Origin of the sequence: Agrobacterium sp. FDAARGOS_525 (assembly GCF_003938925.1) — a bacterium.
GTDB classification, from domain to species: domain Bacteria; phylum Pseudomonadota; class Alphaproteobacteria; order Rhizobiales; family Rhizobiaceae; genus Agrobacterium; species Agrobacterium pusense.
In genome coordinates, this window is sequence record NZ_RKIU01000003.1 from 1,477,193 (window position 1) to 1,497,702 (window position 20,510).

20 protein-coding genes and 1 tRNA gene are annotated in these 20,510 nt (G+C 59.3%); 14 read left to right on the forward strand and 7 right to left on the reverse strand.

The features are described 5' to 3' along the window. Position 1 precedes the first annotated feature (1 nt). The 3 genes from EGT36_RS08410 (at position 2) to EGT36_RS08425 (ending at position 2,895) form a co-directional block, all read left to right on the forward strand. Positions 2-838: a phosphodiesterase gene (locus EGT36_RS08410; RefSeq protein WP_037093910.1), complete on the forward strand. Its 837-nt coding sequence runs from the start codon at positions 2-4 to the stop codon at positions 836-838. An 83-nt stretch (positions 839-921) separates the two neighbouring features. Further along, entirely contained in the window at positions 922-1,608 is a 687-nt protein-coding gene (locus EGT36_RS08415) for an HAD-IIA family hydrolase (RefSeq protein WP_037093935.1), read from the forward strand. 762 nt (positions 1,609-2,370) lie between these two features. Then, positions 2,371-2,895 (forward strand): hypothetical protein, encoded by a 525-nt coding sequence (locus EGT36_RS08425; protein WP_075636518.1) that lies wholly within the window; start codon positions 2,371-2,373, stop codon positions 2,893-2,895. Between the two features lie 141 nt (positions 2,896-3,036). Here EGT36_RS08425 and EGT36_RS08430 read toward each other — a convergent pair whose 3' ends face one another. Then, entirely contained in the window at positions 3,037-3,360 is a 324-nt protein-coding gene (locus EGT36_RS08430) for a hypothetical protein (protein ID WP_125270242.1), read from the reverse strand. 564 nt (positions 3,361-3,924) lie between these two features. Here EGT36_RS08430 and EGT36_RS08435 point away from each other — a divergent pair. After that, complete coding sequence (locus tag EGT36_RS08435) at positions 3,925-4,155, forward strand: hypothetical protein (protein WP_125270243.1); 231 nt, start codon at positions 3,925-3,927, stop codon at positions 4,153-4,155. Between the two features lie 139 nt (positions 4,156-4,294). Next, complete coding sequence (locus EGT36_RS08440; RefSeq protein ID WP_245294841.1) at positions 4,295-5,083, forward strand: GIY-YIG nuclease family protein; 789 nt, start codon at positions 4,295-4,297, stop codon at positions 5,081-5,083. Between the two features lie 18 nt (positions 5,084-5,101). On the opposite strand, the gene EGT36_RS08445 is transcribed toward EGT36_RS08440, so the two are convergent. From EGT36_RS08445 to EGT36_RS08455, 3 genes are all read right to left on the reverse strand, one after another. Beyond that, positions 5,102-5,968, reverse strand: coding sequence for a hypothetical protein (locus EGT36_RS08445; protein ID WP_075636514.1), 867 nt, complete (start codon positions 5,966-5,968; stop codon positions 5,102-5,104). Next, a complete protein-coding gene (locus EGT36_RS08450; RefSeq protein WP_245294840.1) occupies positions 5,965-7,152 on the reverse strand; it encodes a DNA cytosine methyltransferase in 1,188 nt (395 codons plus the stop codon). Before EGT36_RS08450 ends, EGT36_RS08445 begins: the two co-directional genes overlap by 4 nt. A gap of 65 nt (positions 7,153-7,217) precedes the next feature. Then, positions 7,218-7,682, reverse strand: coding sequence for a very short patch repair endonuclease (locus tag EGT36_RS08455; RefSeq protein ID WP_198931571.1), 465 nt, complete (start codon positions 7,680-7,682; stop codon positions 7,218-7,220). A gap of 240 nt (positions 7,683-7,922) precedes the next feature. On the opposite strand from EGT36_RS08455, the gene EGT36_RS08460 reads away from it, so the two are divergent. Continuing rightward, positions 7,923-8,684, forward strand: coding sequence for a hypothetical protein (locus EGT36_RS08460; protein WP_075636511.1), 762 nt, complete (start codon positions 7,923-7,925; stop codon positions 8,682-8,684). A gap of 147 nt (positions 8,685-8,831) precedes the next feature. Here EGT36_RS08460 and EGT36_RS08465 read toward each other — a convergent pair. Together EGT36_RS08465 and EGT36_RS08470 are read right to left on the reverse strand one after the other, a co-directional pair. Next, positions 8,832-8,907: transfer RNA gene (locus EGT36_RS08465), tRNA-Thr, on the reverse strand. A gap of 136 nt (positions 8,908-9,043) precedes the next feature. Continuing rightward, positions 9,044-10,006 carry an NAD(P)H-dependent flavin oxidoreductase gene (locus EGT36_RS08470; RefSeq protein ID WP_037089356.1) on the reverse strand — a complete coding sequence of 321 codons (963 nt, stop codon included), beginning with the start codon at positions 10,004-10,006 and terminating at the stop codon, positions 9,044-9,046. Positions 10,007-10,259: 253 nt separating this feature from the next. On the opposite strand from EGT36_RS08470, the gene EGT36_RS08475 reads away from it, so the two are divergent. Then, positions 10,260-11,405 (forward strand): hypothetical protein, encoded by a 1,146-nt coding sequence (locus tag EGT36_RS08475; protein WP_037089354.1) that lies wholly within the window; start codon positions 10,260-10,262, stop codon positions 11,403-11,405. A 33-nt stretch (positions 11,406-11,438) separates the two neighbouring features. Here the strand turns inward: EGT36_RS08475 and ppk2 are convergent, their stop codons facing one another. Then, complete coding sequence (gene ppk2, locus EGT36_RS08480) at positions 11,439-12,335, reverse strand: polyphosphate kinase 2 (protein ID WP_035206749.1); 897 nt, start codon at positions 12,333-12,335, stop codon at positions 11,439-11,441. A 230-nt stretch (positions 12,336-12,565) separates the two neighbouring features. On the opposite strand from ppk2, the gene phoR reads away from it, so the two are divergent. From phoR to phoB, 7 genes are all read left to right on the forward strand, one after another. Further along, positions 12,566-13,834: a phosphate regulon sensor histidine kinase PhoR gene (gene phoR / locus EGT36_RS08485; RefSeq protein WP_037089348.1), complete on the forward strand. Its 1,269-nt coding sequence runs from the start codon at positions 12,566-12,568 to the stop codon at positions 13,832-13,834. 194 nt (positions 13,835-14,028) lie between these two features. Next, positions 14,029-15,063 carry a substrate-binding domain-containing protein gene (locus EGT36_RS08490; protein WP_004439763.1) on the forward strand — a complete coding sequence of 345 codons (1,035 nt, stop codon included), beginning with the start codon at positions 14,029-14,031 and terminating at the stop codon, positions 15,061-15,063. Positions 15,064-15,335: 272 nt separating this feature from the next. After that, the gene (gene pstC / locus EGT36_RS08495; RefSeq protein WP_004439765.1) at positions 15,336-16,820 is read left to right on the forward strand and encodes a phosphate ABC transporter permease subunit PstC; all 1,485 of its coding nucleotides are present in this window, start codon (positions 15,336-15,338) and stop codon (positions 16,818-16,820) included. Beyond that, a complete protein-coding gene (gene pstA / locus EGT36_RS08500; protein WP_006698947.1) occupies positions 16,817-18,136 on the forward strand; it encodes a phosphate ABC transporter permease PstA in 1,320 nt (439 codons plus the stop codon). Before pstC ends, pstA begins: the two co-directional genes overlap by 4 nt. Before the next feature lie 14 nt (positions 18,137-18,150). Then, positions 18,151-18,966: a phosphate ABC transporter ATP-binding protein PstB gene (pstB, locus tag EGT36_RS08505; protein WP_003519986.1), complete on the forward strand. Its 816-nt coding sequence runs from the start codon at positions 18,151-18,153 to the stop codon at positions 18,964-18,966. Between the two features lie 95 nt (positions 18,967-19,061). Continuing rightward, positions 19,062-19,787, forward strand: a complete 726-nt coding sequence (phoU, locus tag EGT36_RS08510) for a phosphate signaling complex protein PhoU (protein WP_004439770.1) — start codon at positions 19,062-19,064, stop codon at positions 19,785-19,787. A 30-nt stretch (positions 19,788-19,817) separates the two neighbouring features. Beyond that, entirely contained in the window at positions 19,818-20,501 is a 684-nt protein-coding gene (gene phoB, locus EGT36_RS08515; RefSeq protein WP_003493692.1) for a phosphate regulon transcriptional regulator PhoB, read from the forward strand. Positions 20,502-20,510: the final 9 nt, after the last annotated feature.

Genomic DNA, 20,510 nt, shown 5'->3' on the forward strand with positions numbered 1-20,510 from the left:
CATGAAGATCGTTCATGTCACTGATATCCACCTCGTGCCGCAGCCGGCAACCTTGTACGGGCTCGACCCGTGCGCGCGGTTCGATGCAGCGATTGTCAGCATCCATGCGGACCATTCCGACGCCGATCTCATGGTCATCACTGGCGATCTGGCTCACTGGGGCGAGGTTCCAGCCTATCAGGCACTTCGCCAGCGTATCGATCTCCTCAAGGTCCCTGTGGTGATGATGGTCGGCAACCATGACGACAGGGCCTCGTTGCGAACCGTGTTTCCCGAGGCGATGGATGATGGCAACGGCTTCGTCCAGAGTAGCCGCATCGAAGGCGGTCATAGGCTGGTGTTTCTCGATACCAAGCAGGAAGGCAGTCATGCGGGAGCCTATTGCCAAACACGGCTGACATGGCTTGCCGAGGAGCTCGCCCAGAGCAACGAGCCTATCCTTATGTTCATGCATCATCCGCCCATCCTGACCGGCATCTCGTCTATGGACGCGATCACGCAGCAGGATGCCGACGCCCTCTGGCAGGTGCTTCAGCCGCATTCGCATCGCATCCGCCACATCTTCCTGGGGCATGTCCATCGCCCGATTTCTGGCAACTGGCACGGCATCTCGTTTTCCCTCATTCCAGGCCTCAACCACCAGGTGCCGCTGGAACTGTCACCGCATGGCGAAGACATCCCCGGCAGCCACGAACCGCCAGCCTATTCTGTAGTCTCAATCAACGCAGACAGTGTCGTGGTGCATCTGAATTACTTCCTTGAAGAGTCGCGGCGCTTCCCGCTCGACGGCTATGAAATCAAGGGCCGCGACTACGCACTCGGTTTTCCAGCGGAGTAGGTCTGGCATGATCTTCAATTTCCACGATACCCGAACGCAGGGAGAAGCTCCTGCGCTGGGTCTCCATTGCCTGAGCGCACGGAATGGATGATTTTCTAAACGTAGACGGTGTCCTGTTCGATCTGGACGGGACGCTCATCAGCGGAGGCCAAGCCCTCCCGTGGGCGCACGATCTCATTGATGCTAGCCGAGGAAATTTCGCGATCGTCACCAATGACGCCGAGCACACTGCTTTCGAAATCGCAATTCTGATGGACCAGCTCGGATTTGCCGTGGCTGAAGAAAGAATTGTAACCGCTGGGATGGCGGCGATCCGGATGGTGGCGGAGAAAATGCCAGGGGCGCAGATTGCCATGGCGGCAAGCGAGTCACTTCAAGAGTATGCGCGAAGCCTCGGTTTAAACATATCTCGGGAACGGCCAGATGTCGTCCTGATCGGCCGCGACCGGACGTTTTCATATGATACAATCCAATCGGCAGCCAATTCCGTACTGGCCGGTGCGCAACTCGTCGTTTGTAATCCGGACCGCACTCATCCTGGCCGAGGTGGGAGCATTGTTCCCGAGACTGGAGCGCTTGTGGCAGCAATTCTGGCCTGCACTGGGCCGGTCCCTCACCAAATAGTCGGAAAGCCCGAACCCGGCATTTTCCTTGCCGGGGCCCAATTGCTCGGCACCTCTCCAAACCGTACATTGATGGTCGGAGACAACCCGGAGACTGACGGCAAGGGTGCTATGCGAGCTGGAATGACCTTCTTGAAAATCGGCTAGTTATGCCGAGGCGCACCAGTGAAGTGACGCCGCTGCCACGACGATGTCCGCTTTCAGGTAGGTGCCAAGACGGCCTCAACGACCGATTTGGAGGCGCGAAGCTGCCCTTATCCCTTCGACCCGTGATGACCGCAATGGGCCGACAGCAGACTTCATCCGTTTGTTCGTCCGAATAATTCCACGGCAAAAGCATCATCGATGCAACTCTGCCTGCTCAAGGGGAGGCTGTGCTCAAAGCTGTGTTCAAGTCGGCACCGTTCTGCGACCGCAGGATGCGATCCAGGAAGATCACCTCGTCTGTGTCGCCGACGGCGAAAAGCGGCAGAGGCCTCAAGCGGTGGCTCCGCCAGCAGCACTGGATGTCTTGGCAGGACTGTCTCCGCGTTTTCGACCTCCCGCGGGACTACTCGTCGATCTGCCCGGCTCTCTCGCGAAAGAAGTCGGAGGACGCGATCCGGAACAGGCTGGGCAGGAATCCAGAGCCTTCGGCATCGCAGCCGGAGCCTGCAACCCATCGGCTTCGACCTCAGCAAGGCTATCGCAACCGGTTTCCTCCCTTCCACTTCCAGCACAAGATCAGCGATTAGCGTAAGCCCCCAGTGAGAAATCACCGGGGCTTTGATTTTCGCAGCCCCGCATCGTCTACCTGCGATATTCGCTGGCTCGCATCCTGCACGGTCCCGAGCAGAGCTGCCGCAATGTCGTTGCTACTTGCCATGCCGACGGACATCCTTCTCGAGACAACACGGAGGGAGGACGAATATGCTGAATTTTCTGAGATCGATTTGGTGGGGGTTCTGGAACACGTTCAACGGGCTCGTATGGGGCGTTCTTCGCCTCTTCGGGCATTACCCGCCGGTGCCCCAGGCGAAGCACGACAACCTGTCGACGGAGGATGTTCAGCAGGAACTCCAGAACGCCAGAGATCGCGCCAGCATAGCAGAGCCAGACGACCTTGAGACGCGGGTGGCTCTGATCTGGGGGTACGCACATGCCGACGCCCGCGTTCGCACGGAAATCGATCTCGGAATTCTTCCCGAGCCGCAGCGGCACGCGCTGATGCTCATGTCGGACCTCGACCTGCTTCGGCTTGCCGGAGATCGATCGCTCTGTGCGAAGTGGCACCTGGGCGGCGGCAAGTTCCCACGGACAAAGAAGAAGGCCCCGGAAGCTCCGGAGCCGTCGAAGGAGGAGGTCGTGTCGCACGCGTTCATGCGTCGGCAGCAAGCTCGTCGTTGGCGGGTCGAAGACGACGAGACGCCGTCGCTGACATACGCACGCCGATAGACTGCAGAGGCCGCCTCTGGGCGGCGTTTTCGCGCTCAGGACGCATGCTCTTCTCGAACCGAAGGATCGCCTCGTCCAGGCCGGGGATCTCGTGAAGTATGTCGCTGAAGCGATCGTAGAGTTGCTTTTCCTCGTCCGTCGTCATCGTGCGACCGCGATCTTGCCGGACTTGATGCCGTCGATGAGGTCCTGGCGCTGCTGCAGGGCGTTCCGGAGATGTCGAACCTCTGCTTCGAGGGACGCAACGTGACGGACGGCGCGGACAGCGACACGTCCAAGATCGTCGGCTCTCCCGCGCGCCTCCTCCAACTCGCAGGCGTACTTGTATGCCGCCCGGCATTCGCGACGCTCGTCGGCGGCCTGGAAGCCGGCGGCGAGGGCATCGGTCATCGTCGTCGCGATGACGGTGGAGATGAGGCCGAGCTGAAGAGCGGCGACGCCTGCGGGGTTTCGGGAATCAAACATCGATACGTCTCCCTGTTGTTCGACCGACATCCGATCGGAAAAGATCCAGGGAAAAGTTACCAGAGAGCCCGAGACGCCGGCGTCAAGACGGTGGGTAAAAGGCCGGTTAAGCAGCTCTGCACTCGCTCGTCTCCTTGCACTGCCCGCAAATGTGGCTCCCCACCCATTCTGAACCAAAGTTCCTTCGGAAGCACATGCACCTGCGAATACCGGCCGTCGTGCTCCGTTCCTTCGAACGAACAGGAGGCGGTGGAGCAAGATGAAAAAGACCCTCACGCGTCATGTAAGTCTGCGGCGCACCGAATGTGCGGTCGGGTAGATGCTCGAGAATTTCCGCCGGCTGCCGGCCGTCCTTCAGCATCTTCAGGATCAGCTCGTTCTCCCCTTCTCCCACTTCAGTTTCGGCATGTCGTCCTCCGTCTTCTTTTGTTCTCGACGGGAGAATGGTGAGTCACCGGCGGACCGGAGGCAAGCGACGCCGTGTCTTCGGGATTCCATTAACCTTCGGCCACGAATCCTTCGTGATTTCGACGCCGCGAGTCGACATACAGCCGGCCGACCGGCATGGACCGGCAGCCACTCACACCATCCGAGGAAACAATGGTCTCCGTCTGGAGCGACAAACACGGTCGCTATCTCAACCTTGCGAAGCTCGAGGATGCCGTTCTCGACAGCGAGAACTACTTCGACGAATGCCGGAGGAAGCAGTCCGAGTACCTCGCCACGCTCAACGGATGGCAGCTCCGTTGGGAGAGGATCAAGATGTTCTTCGGCGCCGGCCGATATCAAGCCTAACTCCGAGCCGAACCGACCGTACCGAGCTGCAGCGTTCGCTCGTCGGTCTGCACCGGGTTATAGGGAAAGCACGATCGATCTCCTCGAAACCGAATGATAGCCTTCACCGCAACCGATGATTCTATGAGGGGAAGCGTTCGTGCCTGCAAACTCCGCAACAGGAAGCAAACCATCGAAAGCTGCAGGCGGCGTCGACATCACGGCGACGAAGAAGCCGCCGATGGAGACCGAAGAGCTACGCAAGGGCATCCGGAAGTTCTTCCGCGAAACGTTTCATGAAGACGAAGCGGGCCTCAGGCGCGCTGTCGGCGGATTCAAATGGGGCGTGTACGCGTTCTATGATTACGATGGCGAACCGATCTACGTAGGGCAGACGAAAGAGAAGCTCTCGGGCCGCGTCGGCCGCCATCTGACGAACCAGCGGACCGATGCGGTCGCTATGTCCGTTCTTGATCCATTCGAGGTAGCTGAGATCGAAGTCTGGCCGCTTCCCGAGTTCCAGGGTGTCGGCAGCAAGCACCCGAAGTACAAGGAGGCGAACGACCATCTGAACGCGTTGGAGCACATGATCTTCACGCGTCTCCGCCAGCAGAGCCGTTTCAAGGTAATCCTCAACGAAAAAGACCCGCCCGCTCCGAAGGTCGAGATCGAGGAACCGGCTTCGTTCAGAGGCACGATCCTCAATGAGCAGATCCGTGACCTGCGCGGCCATCCCGATATCAGGCTGGCGCGTCGGGCCCTTACCGTCTCCAAACTCGCTCAGGTTATTTCGGAACGGGAGCTCAAAGGACTGGGACTGAGGCGCGTCCTGCTGGCTCAGGCGAGCCGGATGCGCTGGCTGGCGGAGCAACGCTTTTTCGCTTTAGGCGGCGAGGCTGGGGTCGAAGAGGGCCACGAGGACGAAGAAACTGGGGAAACGGATGAATGATGCCGGCAACAGCGCTTCTTATGTTCTCTTGATCGGAGACGGCGCCGACTGCTTCACGACGTTGCCGTCGCGGGTGATAGTCGTCGTCCTGACTGTCTCGACCCCTTGATACTCGACGGTAAAACCCACCTGATGCAGGTGGTGATCGTTCCCGCCGAAGCATGAGTGGAATGCCTTGAGGATGCCAACCTGATCGATCGTCTGAGGCGGAGGAGAGGGATTGTTTCGCGGTGCCGGGATCGTGCCGGGAAACAGGTAGATGCACGGTGGAGGCAGTTCGTAGGGTCCAATGGTCGTGACCGGCGCTGCGCCGGCGGCGACCTTGGGGCATGGACGGCCGATTGTTCCGCACGCCCAATCCCAGATGATCAGCCCGTCGACGCGCTGGCTCCGGGATATAATTTCGGCCGAGAGCCGCGTGTGGATTCCCGACCATGCATTGTGCGGCGGCGAAGCGCCGGGGTTCGAGCACACCGACCAGATGATGAATTCCTGTACGTGGGGCGGCCTGTCGAAGATGTTGGTGTTGTTGCCGTCGAGACAGCCCTTCAGCTCGATGGCCGCCTTCCTGCCGTCCAACAACTCGACGACGTAGTCGTGCCTGTTCGCTTCGCCGGCAGATTGCCATTCGGCGATGGCGCCCTGGTCCTGCATGTGGTTCAGGACGTGTCGGACGAACTCCCTCTTCTCGGACATCGTCGCGGAGAACTGTCCTCGCACCCGCTCGACGGCACCGCGGAAGAGACCGCTGTTGTAAAACTCTTTCTCGTCCAGTCCGTGGTCCCCGAGCTTGTGGGATTCGGTCTTCAGAACTTCCGCGAACGTCTCGATCTGCCTCCGCAGATCCGCGTTCGCTATGCAAGGAATCGGCGACTCTGCCGTCATGCCACATTGATCCCGTCGGTTGATTCGACCGACGTTGCTACACCCGCGAGTGGCTCCAGCAAATGATGAGCAAGAAAGCGAACCACGGGCACGGCGACGCCGTCGCCCATGAGATGATACGCTTCGTTGTACGGTTTCGGCAGCTTGTACGAATCCGGAAGCCCCATGAGGCGGGCTGTCTCCCGCGTGGAGATCAGGCGGCTGCGCACCACGTTGCCGTCAACGACGATGATGGTCTGGCGCGACGAGCCTCCAGCAGGCGTACGAAGACAGCCGGCAACGTCATCGAAGCGCACTTCGGCGCGCACGCCCCGACCTTCGGCATCCTGACGAGTCCTCTTGTAGATGCCTCCGACCATCCGCCGTCCAGCCCGTTTGGCAGCCTCGACCTTGGCGCGGTTGATGGAAGACATCGAGTCAAGCAGCTTCGCCGTCTCGGCCTGCGTGTGCCACTCCACCGAGGCCGGATTCTCTTCGATGATGTCGGCAAACGTACTCGTTCTCATGGCGGGCATCGACAGATTCCACCACACCCAGTTCTCCATCGCTTTCGCAGGAACGCGCTCGACGGCGTTGCGGAGGCCACGCGTATGGAACGGCATCGTCGCTCCCGGCGCCACGAGAGCAGGATCGATTTCGATGTCGTCTCGGACTCCGACCACGAAGAGCCGCGGACGCGACTGGGGAACGAAAACGGCGGCATCGATGACGAGCGCGCCGTAGCGATAGCCGTGTTTCGTGAAGGTCTCGCAGATTGCGGCGAAGTCCTTACCGCCGTGCGAGGTCAGGGCGCCGTTGACGTTTTCCAGAGCGATGACGTGGGGCGCGCGGCCGTCCTCCCGGAGGTCGCGGATGATGTCCCAGAAGGGATAGAACGTTCCTGAGCGCTCGCCCTTGAGACCCGCGCCGCCACCAGCCAGCGACAGGTCCTGGCAGGGGAACGAGCCCCATACGAGGTCGGCCACGCCCGGAAGCTTGTCGATAGTGACCTTACGAATGTCGCCGACTTCGAGCTCGCCACCGAGCCCCCAGTTCAACTGGTAGGTCAGTCCCTTCTTCCGGTCGAAATCATTAGCGAAGACGCATTCCCAGCCCTTTCCGAGGCCAGCACGCGCCATCCCGGCGCCGGCGAAGAACTCGTAAAACGTTGGCTTGGACATGATCGCTCCCGATTTCTTTTTCATAGGTTATCAACAGCCGGATGAGAATAGAACCCTATTAGTTTACGATTTGTTCTCTTTCCAGAGGTTTATTCCGGTCCTCTGCCGAATACATGCTCTGTGGCTGCCGCGCTTCCAATCCTCCGCGACCGTTCACCGAGGAAAGAGCGAAGTCTCTCCTCCAGCGCAAGGCCGGCCTTCAGCTCGCATTCCCACACAGTCATCACACTCCACCCCGCTTGTACGAGGCTGGACACGTTCCGGACATCCCGTTCCCGGTTGCGGGCGACCTTCGCGAGCCAGTATTCCTGACGTGTCGCCGGGATCCTGGCGCCCCGCTTACAGTCGTGCCCATGCCAGAAGCATCCGTGGACGAAGAGTACCTTCTTGCGCCCGGAGAACACGAGGTCGGGCTTGCCCGGAAGCTGCGCGCCATGGAGCCGATATCGATAGCCCATCGAGTGCAGCAGGCGCCTGACGACGATCTCCGGGGTCGTGTCTTTCGACTTCACCTGGGACATTGTCCAGCTTCGATGCTCGTCCACGCCATTCACCGGGAAGCAAGCCTCATCAGGTAGCCGAAGTCCAGATCCATGCCCGACTGCCTCATCGCCACAAGTCCATTTGATTTCTACTCGGCCGGGAATGCGGCGTCGAGATCCACGCCCCGCATGGAAGGGTGACTGAGCGCCGAGCTTCTACGCGTAGACGTTGGGCCTGTGCGCAAAGAGGACCTATCGTCCGACTTAGAATTCTGCTGAGATCATGCGGGTTGTTGGCGCTAGTGGAAGCAAATGGAATACAGCGACGATTTCAGTGATAGCAGACATAAGGCATGGTGCATCTATTGTGGTAAGGCCATTGCCGGGTTGGATGTCAATCGCGATCACGTGCCCACCAAGTCGCTGCTTTCCAAAAACCTTCGGGACAAGGGTCGCAGGTTCGATGCTGGGGAAGACGTCCCTGATGGTTATCTCCCTCAGGTCGTAGTTTGCAAAGAATGCAATTCGGGATTTTCCTTGGATGAAACATACCTGTTGTGCGTCTTGCATGCTGTTATGGCAGGTTCCTTATATCCGAATCCAGCCACACATGCTGAGGCGGCGACCATCTTGAGAAGCAACCGGACCATAGTTCGTTCGCTGAAGCAGCATCCAGATGGGCAGTTGCAACTATTCGACAATTTGCAACCGTTCACTCTCTATCCCGATGCTCAAAGGATATCGAGAGTGGTCCTGAAGAATGCGCAAGGACACGCATATCACGAGCTGGGAGAGCCTAAACTAGACCCGCCGGCCCAGGTTTCTTTTCTGCCTGTTTCCCAAATGAGCCAAGAACAGCGCGATTCATTTGAAGAAATTGGCGGCGGATCAGACGTTTGGCCTGAGGTTGGCAGTCGCATGCTTCTCCGAGTTATCGACGGATCGTCGATGGCCGGCGGCTGGGTTGTGGTCGAAGAAGGACGGTATCGATATGCGCTCGACTGGTCGGATGGCCTCACCGTGCGCACAGTGATCTGGGAATATCTAGCGACGGAGACAATCTGGGAGGTGTAATGCAAAGCCCACTACGGCATCTTGCCGACCTTACCCCCGAACGTAAACAGCTTGTTGGAAACCAATCGGGAGACATTTCAGGAGACGTGACCTCTCTCCCGCATCCCGAACAAGCGAAAATTATGAGTTATTTCAGGGACATGTGATTGGTGCCGCTTGCAGGACTCGAACCTGCGACCCCATCATTACGAATGATGTGCTCTACCGACTGAGCTAAAGCGGCCCGGTTGTGATCCGTCTGTCACGGATCAGCTTCATGGCGGGCTGATACAGGCAATGCCGACGGATTTCAAGCCTTGAATGCGTGGCTTTTGAAATTTCCGCAAAAAGCTTTGCCTGTCCAATGTTTAAGGGGCGTATCAGGCTAAGGCGCAGATGCGGCCCCTCGCAACCTCGTATTCCTGGACCAGCCGATCAACCAGAGCCGCTACCGGCTCCACCGCCTTGACCGCGCCAATACCCTGGCCCGCGCCCCATATGTCCTTCCAGGCTTTTGCGCCGCCGGAAGCCGATTCGAAATCCATCTTTGAGGGATCCGCTTCCGGCAGCTTGTCGGGGTCGAGGCCGGAGGCGACGATCGAACTTTTCAGATAATTGCCGTGAACACCGGTGAAATAGTTCGAATAGACGATGTCTTTGGCATGCGCATCGACGATTGCCTGCTTGTAGGCTTCGGAGGCGCGGGCCTCCTGAGTGGCGATGAAGGGGGAGCCGATATAGGCCATGTCCGCGCCCATCGCCTGTGCCGCGAGGATGGAGCCGCCATTGGCAATGGCGCCGGCAAGCAGCAGCGGGCCATCGAACCACTCGCGGATTTCCTGCACGAGGGCGAAGGGAGAAAGTGTGCCCGCATGGCCGCCGGCGCCCGTCGCGACGGCGATCAGCCCATCCGCGCCCTTGCGGATGGCCGACCTTGCATGGCGATCGTTGATGACATCGTGCAGGACGATGCCGCCATAGGAATGCACGGCCGCATTGACTTCCGGCACGGCACCGAGCGAGGAAATAACCACCGGGACCTTATATTTCACGCAAAGGCCGAGATCATGTTCCAGTCGCCGGTTGGACATATGCACGATCTGATTGACCGCGAAAGGCGCGGCCGGACGATCCGGGTTGGCCCGGTTGTGCGCGTCAAGCTCTTCGGTGATCATCGCCAGCCACTCATCGAGCTGGCTTTCCGGCCGCGCATTCAGCGCCGGGAAAGCGCCGATGACGCCCGCCTTGCATTGCGCCAGCGTCAGTTGCGGGTGCGAAATGATGAATAATGGTGACGCTATGACCGGAAGACGCAGATTGTCTTTCAGCACGGACGGTAGCATGGCTCCTCCCCCAGATTACGTTTACGCGCACGTAAGTCATTATCGTGTTCGGTGTCGGATTGGAAGCGAAAACAGTACCGCGAGGCGTCGCCGAACCTGCGTTCGTAGCGCCACAATAGATCGATTTTCCCCAAGACAATCCGGTCTTTATCACAAACGATGCTTGCGGAGGGGCGGCATAGCCGTTACCGAATCGTGAACCCATGGCGCAGCGCCGCATATTTTGCAAAGCGCATTAGAACAAGGATCGGTCGTGAGCGGACTGGAAACGGCAATCAGAAATGCTCTGGAAAAATCGGACAGATCGAACGCCGAAGTTCGTGCACGTATTTATCAATCGTCCCGTCAGGCGCTGGAAGCGGGCCTGCGCAAGCAGGGCATCGACGACCCGCAGATTGTTGCCCAGCAGCGCCAGCGGCTTGAAAGCCTGATCCACCTCATCGAGAACGAGGAACGCAACCGGCTTCTGGACAGGGTGGAGCAGCAATTGCGGCCGCCCGTGCAGGAAAGCGCGGCGCAGGATGATGGTTCCGTCGATCCCGTTTCGCAGCCGCCCCATCGGGATGAAGTGGCTGTCGAGCCGGAACTGCGCGGTGAAACGCGCGATGCGCGACCCGGCGCCGCCACGGCTCCGGCATCCCCCCGGCCAGGCCGGCGCGGCGGAAAACCATCGAGGAGAGGTTCCAGCGCGGCTGACGCATCGCTTGCCTTCCGCCCCGAAGGTGCTGTTGGTCGCCGCAAGCGCCGCGGGCTTTTTGCCCGGCTTTTCATCTATGTCACGCTTCTGGCCTTTGTCGGTTTCGGCGCCTGGTGGGCCTATTCCTCGGGTGTCCTGCTCTCTCCGGAACAGCGGGATACCAGCGTGCCCAATCCGCCGGCGCAGGTGCAGGCAGAGGACTTTAATGGCGCCGAACCCGCCCCGAGCCTATCGGCCGGGCGTGGCTTTTCCGACGACTGGGTCGAGGTTTTTAATGCCGAGCGCGGTAATTCCGGAGTTTCGGCAGGCCCACGCGCCAATGTCGAAAATATCGCAACGCCCGCCGGCAAGGCAATTCGGGTGACGTCGAGAAGCGTGGCGCAGGATGGCGCCGTCAGCATCGAGGTTCCAGTCGAAGTGATGCGGGACATGGCCGGTAAATCCTCGACCATATCCATTACCCTGCAATCTTCCAGTGACCGGCAGACACAGGTGTCCGTCGCATGCGATTTCGCTACCTTGGGCGATTGTTCGCGCCACCGCTTTACGGCCACGGCCGAGCGCGCCGACATGCTGCTGAACGCGACATTCGAGCGTTCGCTGGCCCCCAACGCGCCGGGCAGGATTTTCATCAACAGCGATATCGATGGCAGTGGCCGCCCGGTCAACCTTTATTCCGTGCGCATCCTGCCGGGTCAGTAAAAGGGTACGAGCAGCCGCCAAAGGCGGCTCTCCTTATTTCTCTTCGGCTTTTCCGAGAAAATTCGGGCCCGCCCCCAATATCTTATTGTCGATCTCGCCGATCGCCTTCCTGTCCTTGCCTTCATAGTCCAGCGAATTGAGAATGTGGCGGATGAGATTGACCCGGGCCCGGCGCTTGTCATTGGCGCGTACCACCGTCCAGGGCGCGACATCGGTATGGGTCTTTTCCAGCATCTCGTCGCGCTTTTGCGTGTAGTCGTCCCACTTCGTCAGCGCGGCTATGTCCATGTCCGAAAGTTTCCAGCACTTCAGCGGGCTATGGCGGCGATCGTGGAAACGGTCGATCTGCGTTTCCCGTCCTATATCGAGCCAGAACTTGAAAAAGTGGATGTCCTCATGGGCGAGCATCTTTTCCAGGCGCGGCGTTTCCTTGAGGAAGCGCTTATGTTCCTCGGGGGTGCAGAAACCCATCACCGGTTCCACTCCGGCCCGATTGTACCAGGAGCGATCGAACAGAACCAGTTCGCCTGCCGTGGGAAAATGCGAGATATAGCGCTGGAAATACCATTGCCCACGCTCGGTTTCCGTCGGCTTGGTCAGCGCCACGACGCGGGCATAGCGTGGGTTGAGATAGGAGCGGATCGCGAAGATGGCGCCGCCCTTGCCGGCCGCATCGCGGCCCTCGAAAACTGCCATGACCCGCTTGCCTGTGGCCTGGAGCCAAAACTGGACCTTCACAAGCTCGATCTGCAGCGCCTCCAGCGCGGCATCGTATTCCTCGCGCTTCATTTTTTTGTCATAGGGAAAATTGCCGGCCGAGAGCTTGTTCTCCTCCACCCAGTCGGGAAGAACCGGATCGTCGATGTCAAAGCTGCGCAGCTTTCCGCCAACGGTAATCTCAACTGTCCGCTTCTTCGTTTCATCGGCCATGGTTTCCTCCGGCTGTTGTTGTGTAAAGGCAACTCGCCGCCAATGAGTTCACATCGCCCGGCAGAATTCAAGCGAAAGAGGATTGCTTGAGAAAGCTGTGGCGGTGTGACGATTGCAGCGTGGAATTTGCACATATACGCTGTGGAAAATATGCGGTGATGAATCTCTGTCATGAAGCTGGCCTATGAGATTTCGATGCGCTGTCGAGCGAGAGTGGAAAGCAGGCTGAAATGGCAGTCATGGAAGGCGATGGTGGATTAAGGCTTTTGGCAAAGAAGCTTGGCCGGAACTGGCTGCCTGTGCTCGTCGTCAGCATGCTCGCCATCGTGGCAGTTTCCGAGTTGCACACGCCCTATATGCCGGCCGTCCTCTGGCTCTGCGCGGTCATCGCCATTCTGGCCGTTCGCGAAAAACCGGCCTTTTCCGAAAAGGCCAAAAATGCGGCCGGACAGGTGGATGAGCCTGATGTTCCGGCTGAAAGTGTCATTTCCGGCGTCAGGGCGGGCCTTGCCGTGCTGGATACGCCCGTTTTCATTCTCGACAAGAATGCCAGCGTGCTGTTTCAGAACGGCGCGGCCGAACGGGCGTTTGGTCAGCTTCCCGCCGGGGCGCATATTTCCGCAAGGCTGCGCTCGCCGGGCCTGCTGGATGTCATTCGCGAAACCATCACCACCGGGGAGCCCAATCAGGTCGAACATTCCGAGCGTTTCCCCTCGGAACGGGTCTTCATCGTCCGTATCGCCCGTGCGGATATGGGCGAGGGGGCGGGCCCGCTTTTCTACATCCTGTCATTCCGCGATGTCTCGGAACTTCGCCGCATCGACCGCATGCGCAGCGATTTCGTCGCCAATGCCAGCCATGAACTGCGCACTCCGCTGGCTTCCCTGCGCGGTTTCATCGAAACCATGCAGGGGCCGGCACGCAACGATCCCAAGGCGCAGGAGCGTTTCCTCGCCATCATGCTCGATCAGGCAACCCGCATGAGCAGGCTCGTGGATGACCTCATGTCCCTTTCGAGGCTGGAGCTGCGCGCCAATATCGCGCCGGATCAGAAGGTCGATCTCGTTCCCGTCATAGGTCATGTGCGCGATACGCTTCTGCCGCTTGCCAACGAACTCGATGTCGATATCACCCTGCATCTGCCGCATGGTCCTGCGGAGGTGCAGGGAGATCGCGACGAGCTGGTGCAGGTATTCCAGAACCTCGTGGAAAATGCATGCAAATACGGCCAGGAAGGCAAGATTGTTGATGTCTGGCTGCGGGCTGAGCCCGGCAAACCGGTAGAGGTGAGCGTCGTCGACCGGGGGCCGGGCATACCGGCCGAACATGTGCCGCGGCTGACGGAACGGTTTTATCGCGTCAGCGTCGCCGACAGCCGCTCCAAAAAGGGAACGGGGCTTGGTCTTGCCATCGTCAAGCACATTCTCACCCGCCACCGCGCTCGGCTCATCATTAAATCTGAACTGGGCAGCGGCACGGATTTTACCGTCAGATTCTGACATAAATACCCGTACATACAAAATATCACGTAAATTTGCATTTTAAATCAATTATTTAGCTTGTCACAAATCTTTCATCGAAGTGACATAAAAGGATGGGGCTACGGTGGTTAAGAAGAGGTCGCCGAGCGCATGCTAAGAGCGAGTGCCGCTATCGGCTGCGTCCACAAACAAGCCCACGACGGGAGAGACAAATGAACTTCGTTAAATTTTCCGCAGCAGCTCTGGTGGCTTCTGTCGCCTTCGCTGGCGCCGCCGCTGCTCGCGACCAGATCCAGGTTGCCGGTTCCTCCACGGTTCTGCCTTATGCCAAGATCGTTGCCGAGACTTTTGCCGAAACCTTCCCGAACTTCAAGGCTCCGGTCGTCGAGTCGGGCGGCACGGGTGGTGGTCTGAAGGCGTTCTGCTCGGGCGTGGGCGAAGGCACCATCGACGTCGCCAACGCATCGCGCAAGATCAAGAGCGACGAACTGGCCGCCTGTAAGGCTGCTGGCGTTACCGACGTTCAGGAAGTGAAGATCGGTTACGACGGTATCGTCTTCGCAATGGATTCTTCCAACAAGGACATCAAGCTTGAGCCGAAGGACCTTTACCTCGCTCTCGCCGCTGAAATCGTCAAGGACGGCAAGCTCGTTGCCAACCCCTATAAGAAGTGGTCGGAAATCAACAAGGAACTGCCGGATGTAGCGATCGCCGCTTACATCCCGGGTTCCAAGCACGGCACCCGCGAAGTCTTCGAAGAGAAGATCATGGCTGACGGCTGCAAGGAAGCCAAGGCGACCGACGTCATCAAGACGCTGATCACCGACGCCAAGCAGGCTGCTGCCAAGTGCGTAGCAGTCCGTAAGGACGGCGCTGCAGTCGACATCGACGGCGACTACACCGAGACGCTCGCTCGCATCGACGCCAACAAGACCGGCCTCGGCGTCTTCGGCCTCGCTTTCTATGAAAACAACGCCGACCGCCTGAAGGTCGCAACCGTTTCGGGCGTTGTTCCGTCCACTGAAACCGTTGCCAGCGGCAAGTACCCGGTTTCCCGCCCGCTGTTCTTCTACGTGAAGAAGGCTCACCTGGGCGTTATCCCGGGCCTTAAGGAATATGTCGAGTTCTTCGTTTCCGACGAAATGATCGGCCCGGATTCCCCGCTCGCAAATTACGGCCTGGTTGCCGCTCCGGACGCAGAGCGCGAAGAAATCCGTGCCAAGTTCTCGGCCGGTTCCACGATGTAATGAAGAAGGAGGGGTGCGGCCTGCCGCGCCCCTCATACCATCCGGTGCCTCTCCGCTTGGGCGAATGTCTCCGGTTGACAGTTCCTATTCATCGTCGTCCACATGATTGTCTATGGATTACAGATGGATAGGATGTATCAACCTTGACGCTTGCCGGACTTTGATACAGTCACTTGGCAGGCATTCCGGGATGGTCCAGCGGTCTCGTTTTGATGACTTTTTGATTTGCCCTATATCGCACCGTGCTCCTGCGGCACGCCGAGGGAACTCTAATGAACACATCGATCCTTTTGCTGATACTGGCGCTGATCGGCATCGGCAGTTATCTGCTCGGCAGCCGCCGTGCCGTTGCCCTGTCTGGTGGGCGTCCTTCCAGCATGCATTCCCGAGCCGGTTATCACGGTTCATACGCGGTCGTCTGGGCGGTACTGCCCGCGGCGTTCATTCTCAGCGTCTGGCTGATTATCAGCCCGCTCATCGTGACATCAGCGGTCCGCGGCGATTTCCCGGAAGACATCCGGGCGCAATCCGAAGCGCAGCAGAGCCTGACCTACGGCATGGTAACCTCCATCGCCCGCGGCCTTCAGCGGCTGACACCGGAAGAAACGGCGCAGGTCGATGCGGACACAAGCGCGGTGAGGCCTCTGCTTGCATCCAAGGGCGTGGCGATTGCCGGTGATCCGGAACGGTTCATGGTTGACGCCGCCCAAACGCTGAACACCATGACCGCCACGAGCCGTCTTGCGATGATCGCTGTCGTGCTGCTGGCCGCGCTTGGCGGCGCCACCTATGCGCTGCGGGCGATTGCACCGCGCTTCCGGGCACGCAACAAGGTCGAAAAGGTCATTCTCGGCGCTCTTCTTGTCGCATCTTCCATCGCTATCCTGACAACGATCGGCATCGTTCTGTCGATGCTGACGGAAGCGATCCAGTTCTTCAACATGGTTCCGGCTCACCAGTTCTTCTTCGGCACAGTGTGGGATCCGCGTTTTGCGGCTGCCGGTGCGACCGATTCATCGGGACAGTTCGGCCTGATCCCGCTGCTTGCCGGCACACTTTATATCGGCTTCGTCGCCATGCTGGTTGCCGTGCCCGTCGGACTGTTTTCGGCGATCTATATGTCGGAATATGCGTCACCCCGCCTGCGCTCGGTGGCAAAACCGCTGCTCGAGGTGCTAGCCGGCATTCCCACCATCGTCTACGGCTTTTTCGCGCTGACGACGGTCGGTCCTTTCCTCAGAGACATTTCTGCGCAGATCAACGGGCTGGCGACGGGTAACTACGCCAACTTCATCCAGGCGCAGAGTGTCATCACCGCCGGCTTCGTCATGGGTATCATGTTGATCCCCTATGTGTCGTCGCTGTCGGATGACATCATCACCGCCGTGCCGCGTTCGCTGCGCGATGGTTCGCTCGGACTTGGCGCCACGCGCTCCGAAACCATCAAGAGGGTCATTCTTCCGGCTGCTCTTCCCGGCATCGTCGGCGCCGTGCTGATGACGGCGTCGCGCGCCATCGGCGAAACCATGATCGTGGTTCTGGCGGCAGGTGTTGCTGCTCGACTGCAGCTTAATCCCTTCGAGCCCATGACCACGGTGACGGTCAAGATCGTCAGCCAGTTGACGGGCGACCTTGAATTCACCTCACCGCAGACGCTGGTTGCCTTTGCGCTGGGCATCACGCTTTTCGCCATCACGCTTTGCCTGAATATCTACGCGCTTTACATCGTGCGCAAATACCGGGAGCAATATGAATGACCGACATCGCCTCTCCCGCAGCTGGTGCGAACGCCGTCAAGGCGACGCGTCGTGATATCGGCATCAAGCGCCGTTATGCCGCCGAACGCCGTTTCCGTGCTTATGGCATGGCAGCGATTTCCTTCGGCCTCATCTTTCTCTTCCTTCTGCTTTTCTCGGTTGTCTCCAAGGGTTACACCGCGTTCCAGCAGACGATGATCACCGTTCCGGTCGAGTTCTCCGAACAGATCATCGATCCCAAGAACGAGCGTGCCACCAATCCGGCCAAGCTTATGACGGCCAATTATCCCGTTCTTGCCCGTGATGCGGTTGCCAAGGTTCTGGGCGTCGCGCCAACGGACCGCACCGGTCTTCGCGCCGTCAACCTTCTGATCTCCGATAGCGTACGTACGCAGCTTCGCGATATCGTCGTTGCCGACCCCGCCGTTATCGGCACCACCCGCACGGTGACGCTGCTGGCCTCGGGCGACGTCGACAGCGCCTTCAAGGGCCAGGTCGATCTGACGGCGGATGAAGCCAATCGCCGTATCTCGAACCAGCAGCTCGGCTGGATGAACCAGCTGGCCGAAAGCGGGCAGCTTGGCAAGCATTTCAATACCGGCATCTTCATCAACGGCGCCTCGAGCCGTCCGGAAGCGGCGGGTGTCGGCGTGGCGCTGATTGGCTCCTTCTACATGATGCTGATCGTGCTGGTGCTTTCGCTGCCGATCGGTGTTGCAGCTTCGATCTACCTTGAGGAGTTTGCTCCGAAGAACCGTCTGACTGATCTCATCGAGGTGAACATCAACAATCTCGCGGCTGTTCCCTCGATCGTTTATGGTCTGCTCGGCCTCTCCGTCTTCATCAACTTCATGGGCTTTCCGCGCTCGGCCTCGCTGGTCGGCGGCCTCGTCCTGACGCTGATGACGCTGCCGACGATCATCATTGCGACCCGCGCTGCCCTGAAAGCCGTGCCGCCGTCAATCCGCGCCGCCGCCCTGGGCCTCGGCGCTTCCAAGATGCAGACGATCTTCCACCACGTGCTGCCGCTCGCCATGCCCGGCATCCTCACCGGCACCATCATCGGCCTCGCCCACGCGCTGGGCGAAACTGCGCCGCTGCTGCTGATCGGCATGGTGGCATTCGTAGCAAATTACCCGACAACGCCGATGGACCCGTCCACGGCCCTGCCGGTGCAGATTTACATGTGGGCGAATGAAGCGGAGCGCGCCTTTGTCGAAAGGACTTCAGGCGCTATCATCATCCTGCTTTTGTTCCTCATCGTCATGAATGTTGGCGCAATCCTGTTGCGTCGCCGCTTCGAACGGCGCTGGTAAAGGGAGATTGAGCAATGAACATGTTGTCGGAAGCAGCAGTTGAAAAGGCGCTGGACAAGAAAATGAATGAAGTCTCATACAAGATGATCGGCAAGGACGTTTCGGTTTATTACGGCGAAAAGCGCGCGCTTTACGACGTGAACCTCAACGTTCGCGAAAATACGGTGACCGCGCTTATCGGCCCGTCCGGCTGCGGTAAATCCACCTTCCTGCGTACCCTGAACCGTATGAACGACACGATCGACGGTTGCCGGGTCACGGGCAAGATCACGCTCGACACCGACGATATCTATGATCAGGCGATTGACGTCGTGGAGTTGCGCGCCCGCGTCGGCATGGTGTTCCAGAAGCCCAACCCTTTTCCGAAGTCGATCTACGAAAACATTTCCTACGGTCCACGCATTCACGGTCTCGCCCGCAACAAGGCGGATATGGACCAGATCGTTGAGCAGAGCCTTCAGAAGGCGGGTCTCTGGAACGAGGTCAAGGATCGCCTGCACGAATCCGGCACCGGTCTTTCCGGCGGTCAGCAGCAGCGCCTGTGCATTGCACGCGCCGTTGCCGTCAGCCCGGAAGTGATCCTGATGGACGAACCCTGCTCGGCGCTGGATCCGATCGCCACTGCCAAGGTCGAGGAACTGATCCACGAACTGCGCACCAATTACACGATTGTTATCGTCACGCACTCCATGCAGCAGGCGGCACGTGTTTCCCAGCGTACGGCCATGTTCCATCTCGGTCACCTTGTCGAGGAAAATGAAACCGACAAGATGTTCACCAATCCGGATGACCAGCGCACGCAGGATTACATCATGGGCCGCTTCGGCTGATCGCGGCCGGCGCTTTATCGCAACCCAACAAGACTGGTGCCGCTGCGGCCCCGCTTCGGGCGGTCGCATGCAAGGCCAAGCCGGAGGAATAGACCGTGAACCAGACAACGACCCATTCGCATATTCTGTCTGCTTATGATGACGAATTGAAGTTCCTGACGCGACGCATTGCCGAGATGGGCGGTCTCGCCGAGCAGATGTGTGCTGACGCCGTGCGTGCGCTCGTCAATTCCGACGCCGCGCTTGCCCAGAAGGTCATTTCCGATGACGCTATCCTCGATCATTCCGAGCGGGAGATCGGCGACAAGGCCATCGTCACCATCGCCAAGCGCCAGCCGATGGCGGCAGACCTTCGCGAGATCATCGGCACGCTGCGTATTGCAGCGGACCTCGAACGCGTTGGCGACCTCGGCAAGAATACTGCCAAGCGTGTTATCGCAGTGGCCGGAACGGGCGTGCCGCGCAAACTCGCCCGCGGCATAGAGCACCTGTCGGAGCTGGCGCTGGTACAGCTCAAAGAAGTCCTTGACGTCTATTCGACACGTTCCGCCGAAAAGGCCAATGCCATTCGCGAGCGCGACGAGGAAATCGACGCCATGTATACCTCGCTCTTCCGCGAGCTTCTGACCTACATGATGGAAGATCCGCGTAACATCACCACCTGCACGCATCTTCTGTTCTGCGCCAAGAATATCGAGCGCATCGGTGACCATGCCACCAACATCGCCGAGACGATCTATTACATGACCACCGGCAGCCAGCCGGAAGGCGAGCGTCCGAAGGACGACAGTTCCAACACGCTCGGTTCGGTGACCGAGTAACAGACAAGCAGCGGCTTGCGGAGTTAGCATATGGTGCCCAAGATTGCAGTTGTGGAAGATGAGGAAGCGCTGAGCGTCCTGCTTCGTTACAATCTCGAGGCTGAGGGATATGACGTCGACACCATACCCCGTGGAGACGAGGCAGAGATCAGGCTGCAGGAACGTATTCCGGATCTGCTCATCCTGGATTGGATGCTTCCCGGCGTTTCCGGTATCGAGCTGTGCCGTAGGCTCAGGATGCGGCCGGAAACCGAGCGCCTTCCCATCATCATGCTGACGGCGCGCGGCGAGGAAAGCGAACGGGTTCGCGGCCTCGCCACCGGCGCGGACGATTATGTGGTCAAGCCGTTTTCCACGCCGGAACTGATGGCCCGCGTCAAGGCCATGCTGCGCCGGGCCCGTCCGGAGGTTCTGTCTTCGGTGCTGAAGTGCGGCGATATCGAGCTGGATCGCGAGACGCATCGCGTTCACCGCAAAAGCCGCGAGGTGCGTCTCGGTCCGACGGAGTTCCGCCTGCTGGAATTCCTGATGACCTCTCCGGGCCGCGTGTTCTCCCGTTCGCAATTGCTGGACGGCGTCTGGGGTCACGATATCTATGTGGATGAGCGGACGGTTGACGTGCATGTCGGACGTCTGCGCAAGGCGCTCAATTTTTCCCATATGCAGGATGTCATCCGCACCGTGCGCGGTGCCGGATATTCGATGGAAGCCTGATCGGAACCG

Excerpts from the sequence above, each read along its gene's own strand:
- EGT36_RS08410 (WP_037093910.1), top strand. The coding sequence starts at position 2 with ATGAAGATCGTTCATGTCACTGATATCCACCTCGTGCCGCAGCCGGCA.
- EGT36_RS08415 (WP_037093935.1), top strand. The coding sequence starts at position 922 with ATGGATGATTTTCTAAACGTAGACGGTGTCCTGTTCGATCTGGACGGG.
- EGT36_RS08425 (WP_075636518.1), top strand. The coding sequence starts at position 2,371 with ATGCTGAATTTTCTGAGATCGATTTGGTGGGGGTTCTGGAACACGTTC.
- EGT36_RS08430 (WP_125270242.1), bottom strand. The coding sequence starts at position 3,360 with ATGTTTGATTCCCGAAACCCCGCAGGCGTCGCCGCTCTTCAGCTCGGC.
- EGT36_RS08435 (WP_125270243.1), top strand. The coding sequence starts at position 3,925 with ATGGACCGGCAGCCACTCACACCATCCGAGGAAACAATGGTCTCCGTC.
- EGT36_RS08445 (WP_075636514.1), bottom strand. The coding sequence starts at position 5,968 with ATGACGGCAGAGTCGCCGATTCCTTGCATAGCGAACGCGGATCTGCGG.
- EGT36_RS08450 (WP_245294840.1), bottom strand. The coding sequence starts at position 7,152 with ATGAAAAAGAAATCGGGAGCGATCATGTCCAAGCCAACGTTTTACGAG.
- EGT36_RS08460 (WP_075636511.1), top strand. The coding sequence starts at position 7,923 with ATGGAATACAGCGACGATTTCAGTGATAGCAGACATAAGGCATGGTGC.
- EGT36_RS08470 (WP_037089356.1), bottom strand. The coding sequence starts at position 10,006 with ATGCTACCGTCCGTGCTGAAAGACAATCTGCGTCTTCCGGTCATAGCG.
- ppk2 (WP_035206749.1), bottom strand. The coding sequence starts at position 12,335 with ATGGCCGATGAAACGAAGAAGCGGACAGTTGAGATTACCGTTGGCGGA.
- phoR (WP_037089348.1), top strand. The coding sequence starts at position 12,566 with ATGGCAGTCATGGAAGGCGATGGTGGATTAAGGCTTTTGGCAAAGAAG.
- EGT36_RS08490 (WP_004439763.1), top strand. The coding sequence starts at position 14,029 with ATGAACTTCGTTAAATTTTCCGCAGCAGCTCTGGTGGCTTCTGTCGCC.
- pstC (WP_004439765.1), top strand. The coding sequence starts at position 15,336 with ATGAACACATCGATCCTTTTGCTGATACTGGCGCTGATCGGCATCGGC.
- pstA (WP_006698947.1), top strand. The coding sequence starts at position 16,817 with ATGACCGACATCGCCTCTCCCGCAGCTGGTGCGAACGCCGTCAAGGCG.
- pstB (WP_003519986.1), top strand. The coding sequence starts at position 18,151 with ATGAACATGTTGTCGGAAGCAGCAGTTGAAAAGGCGCTGGACAAGAAA.
- phoB (WP_003493692.1), top strand. The coding sequence starts at position 19,818 with ATGGTGCCCAAGATTGCAGTTGTGGAAGATGAGGAAGCGCTGAGCGTC.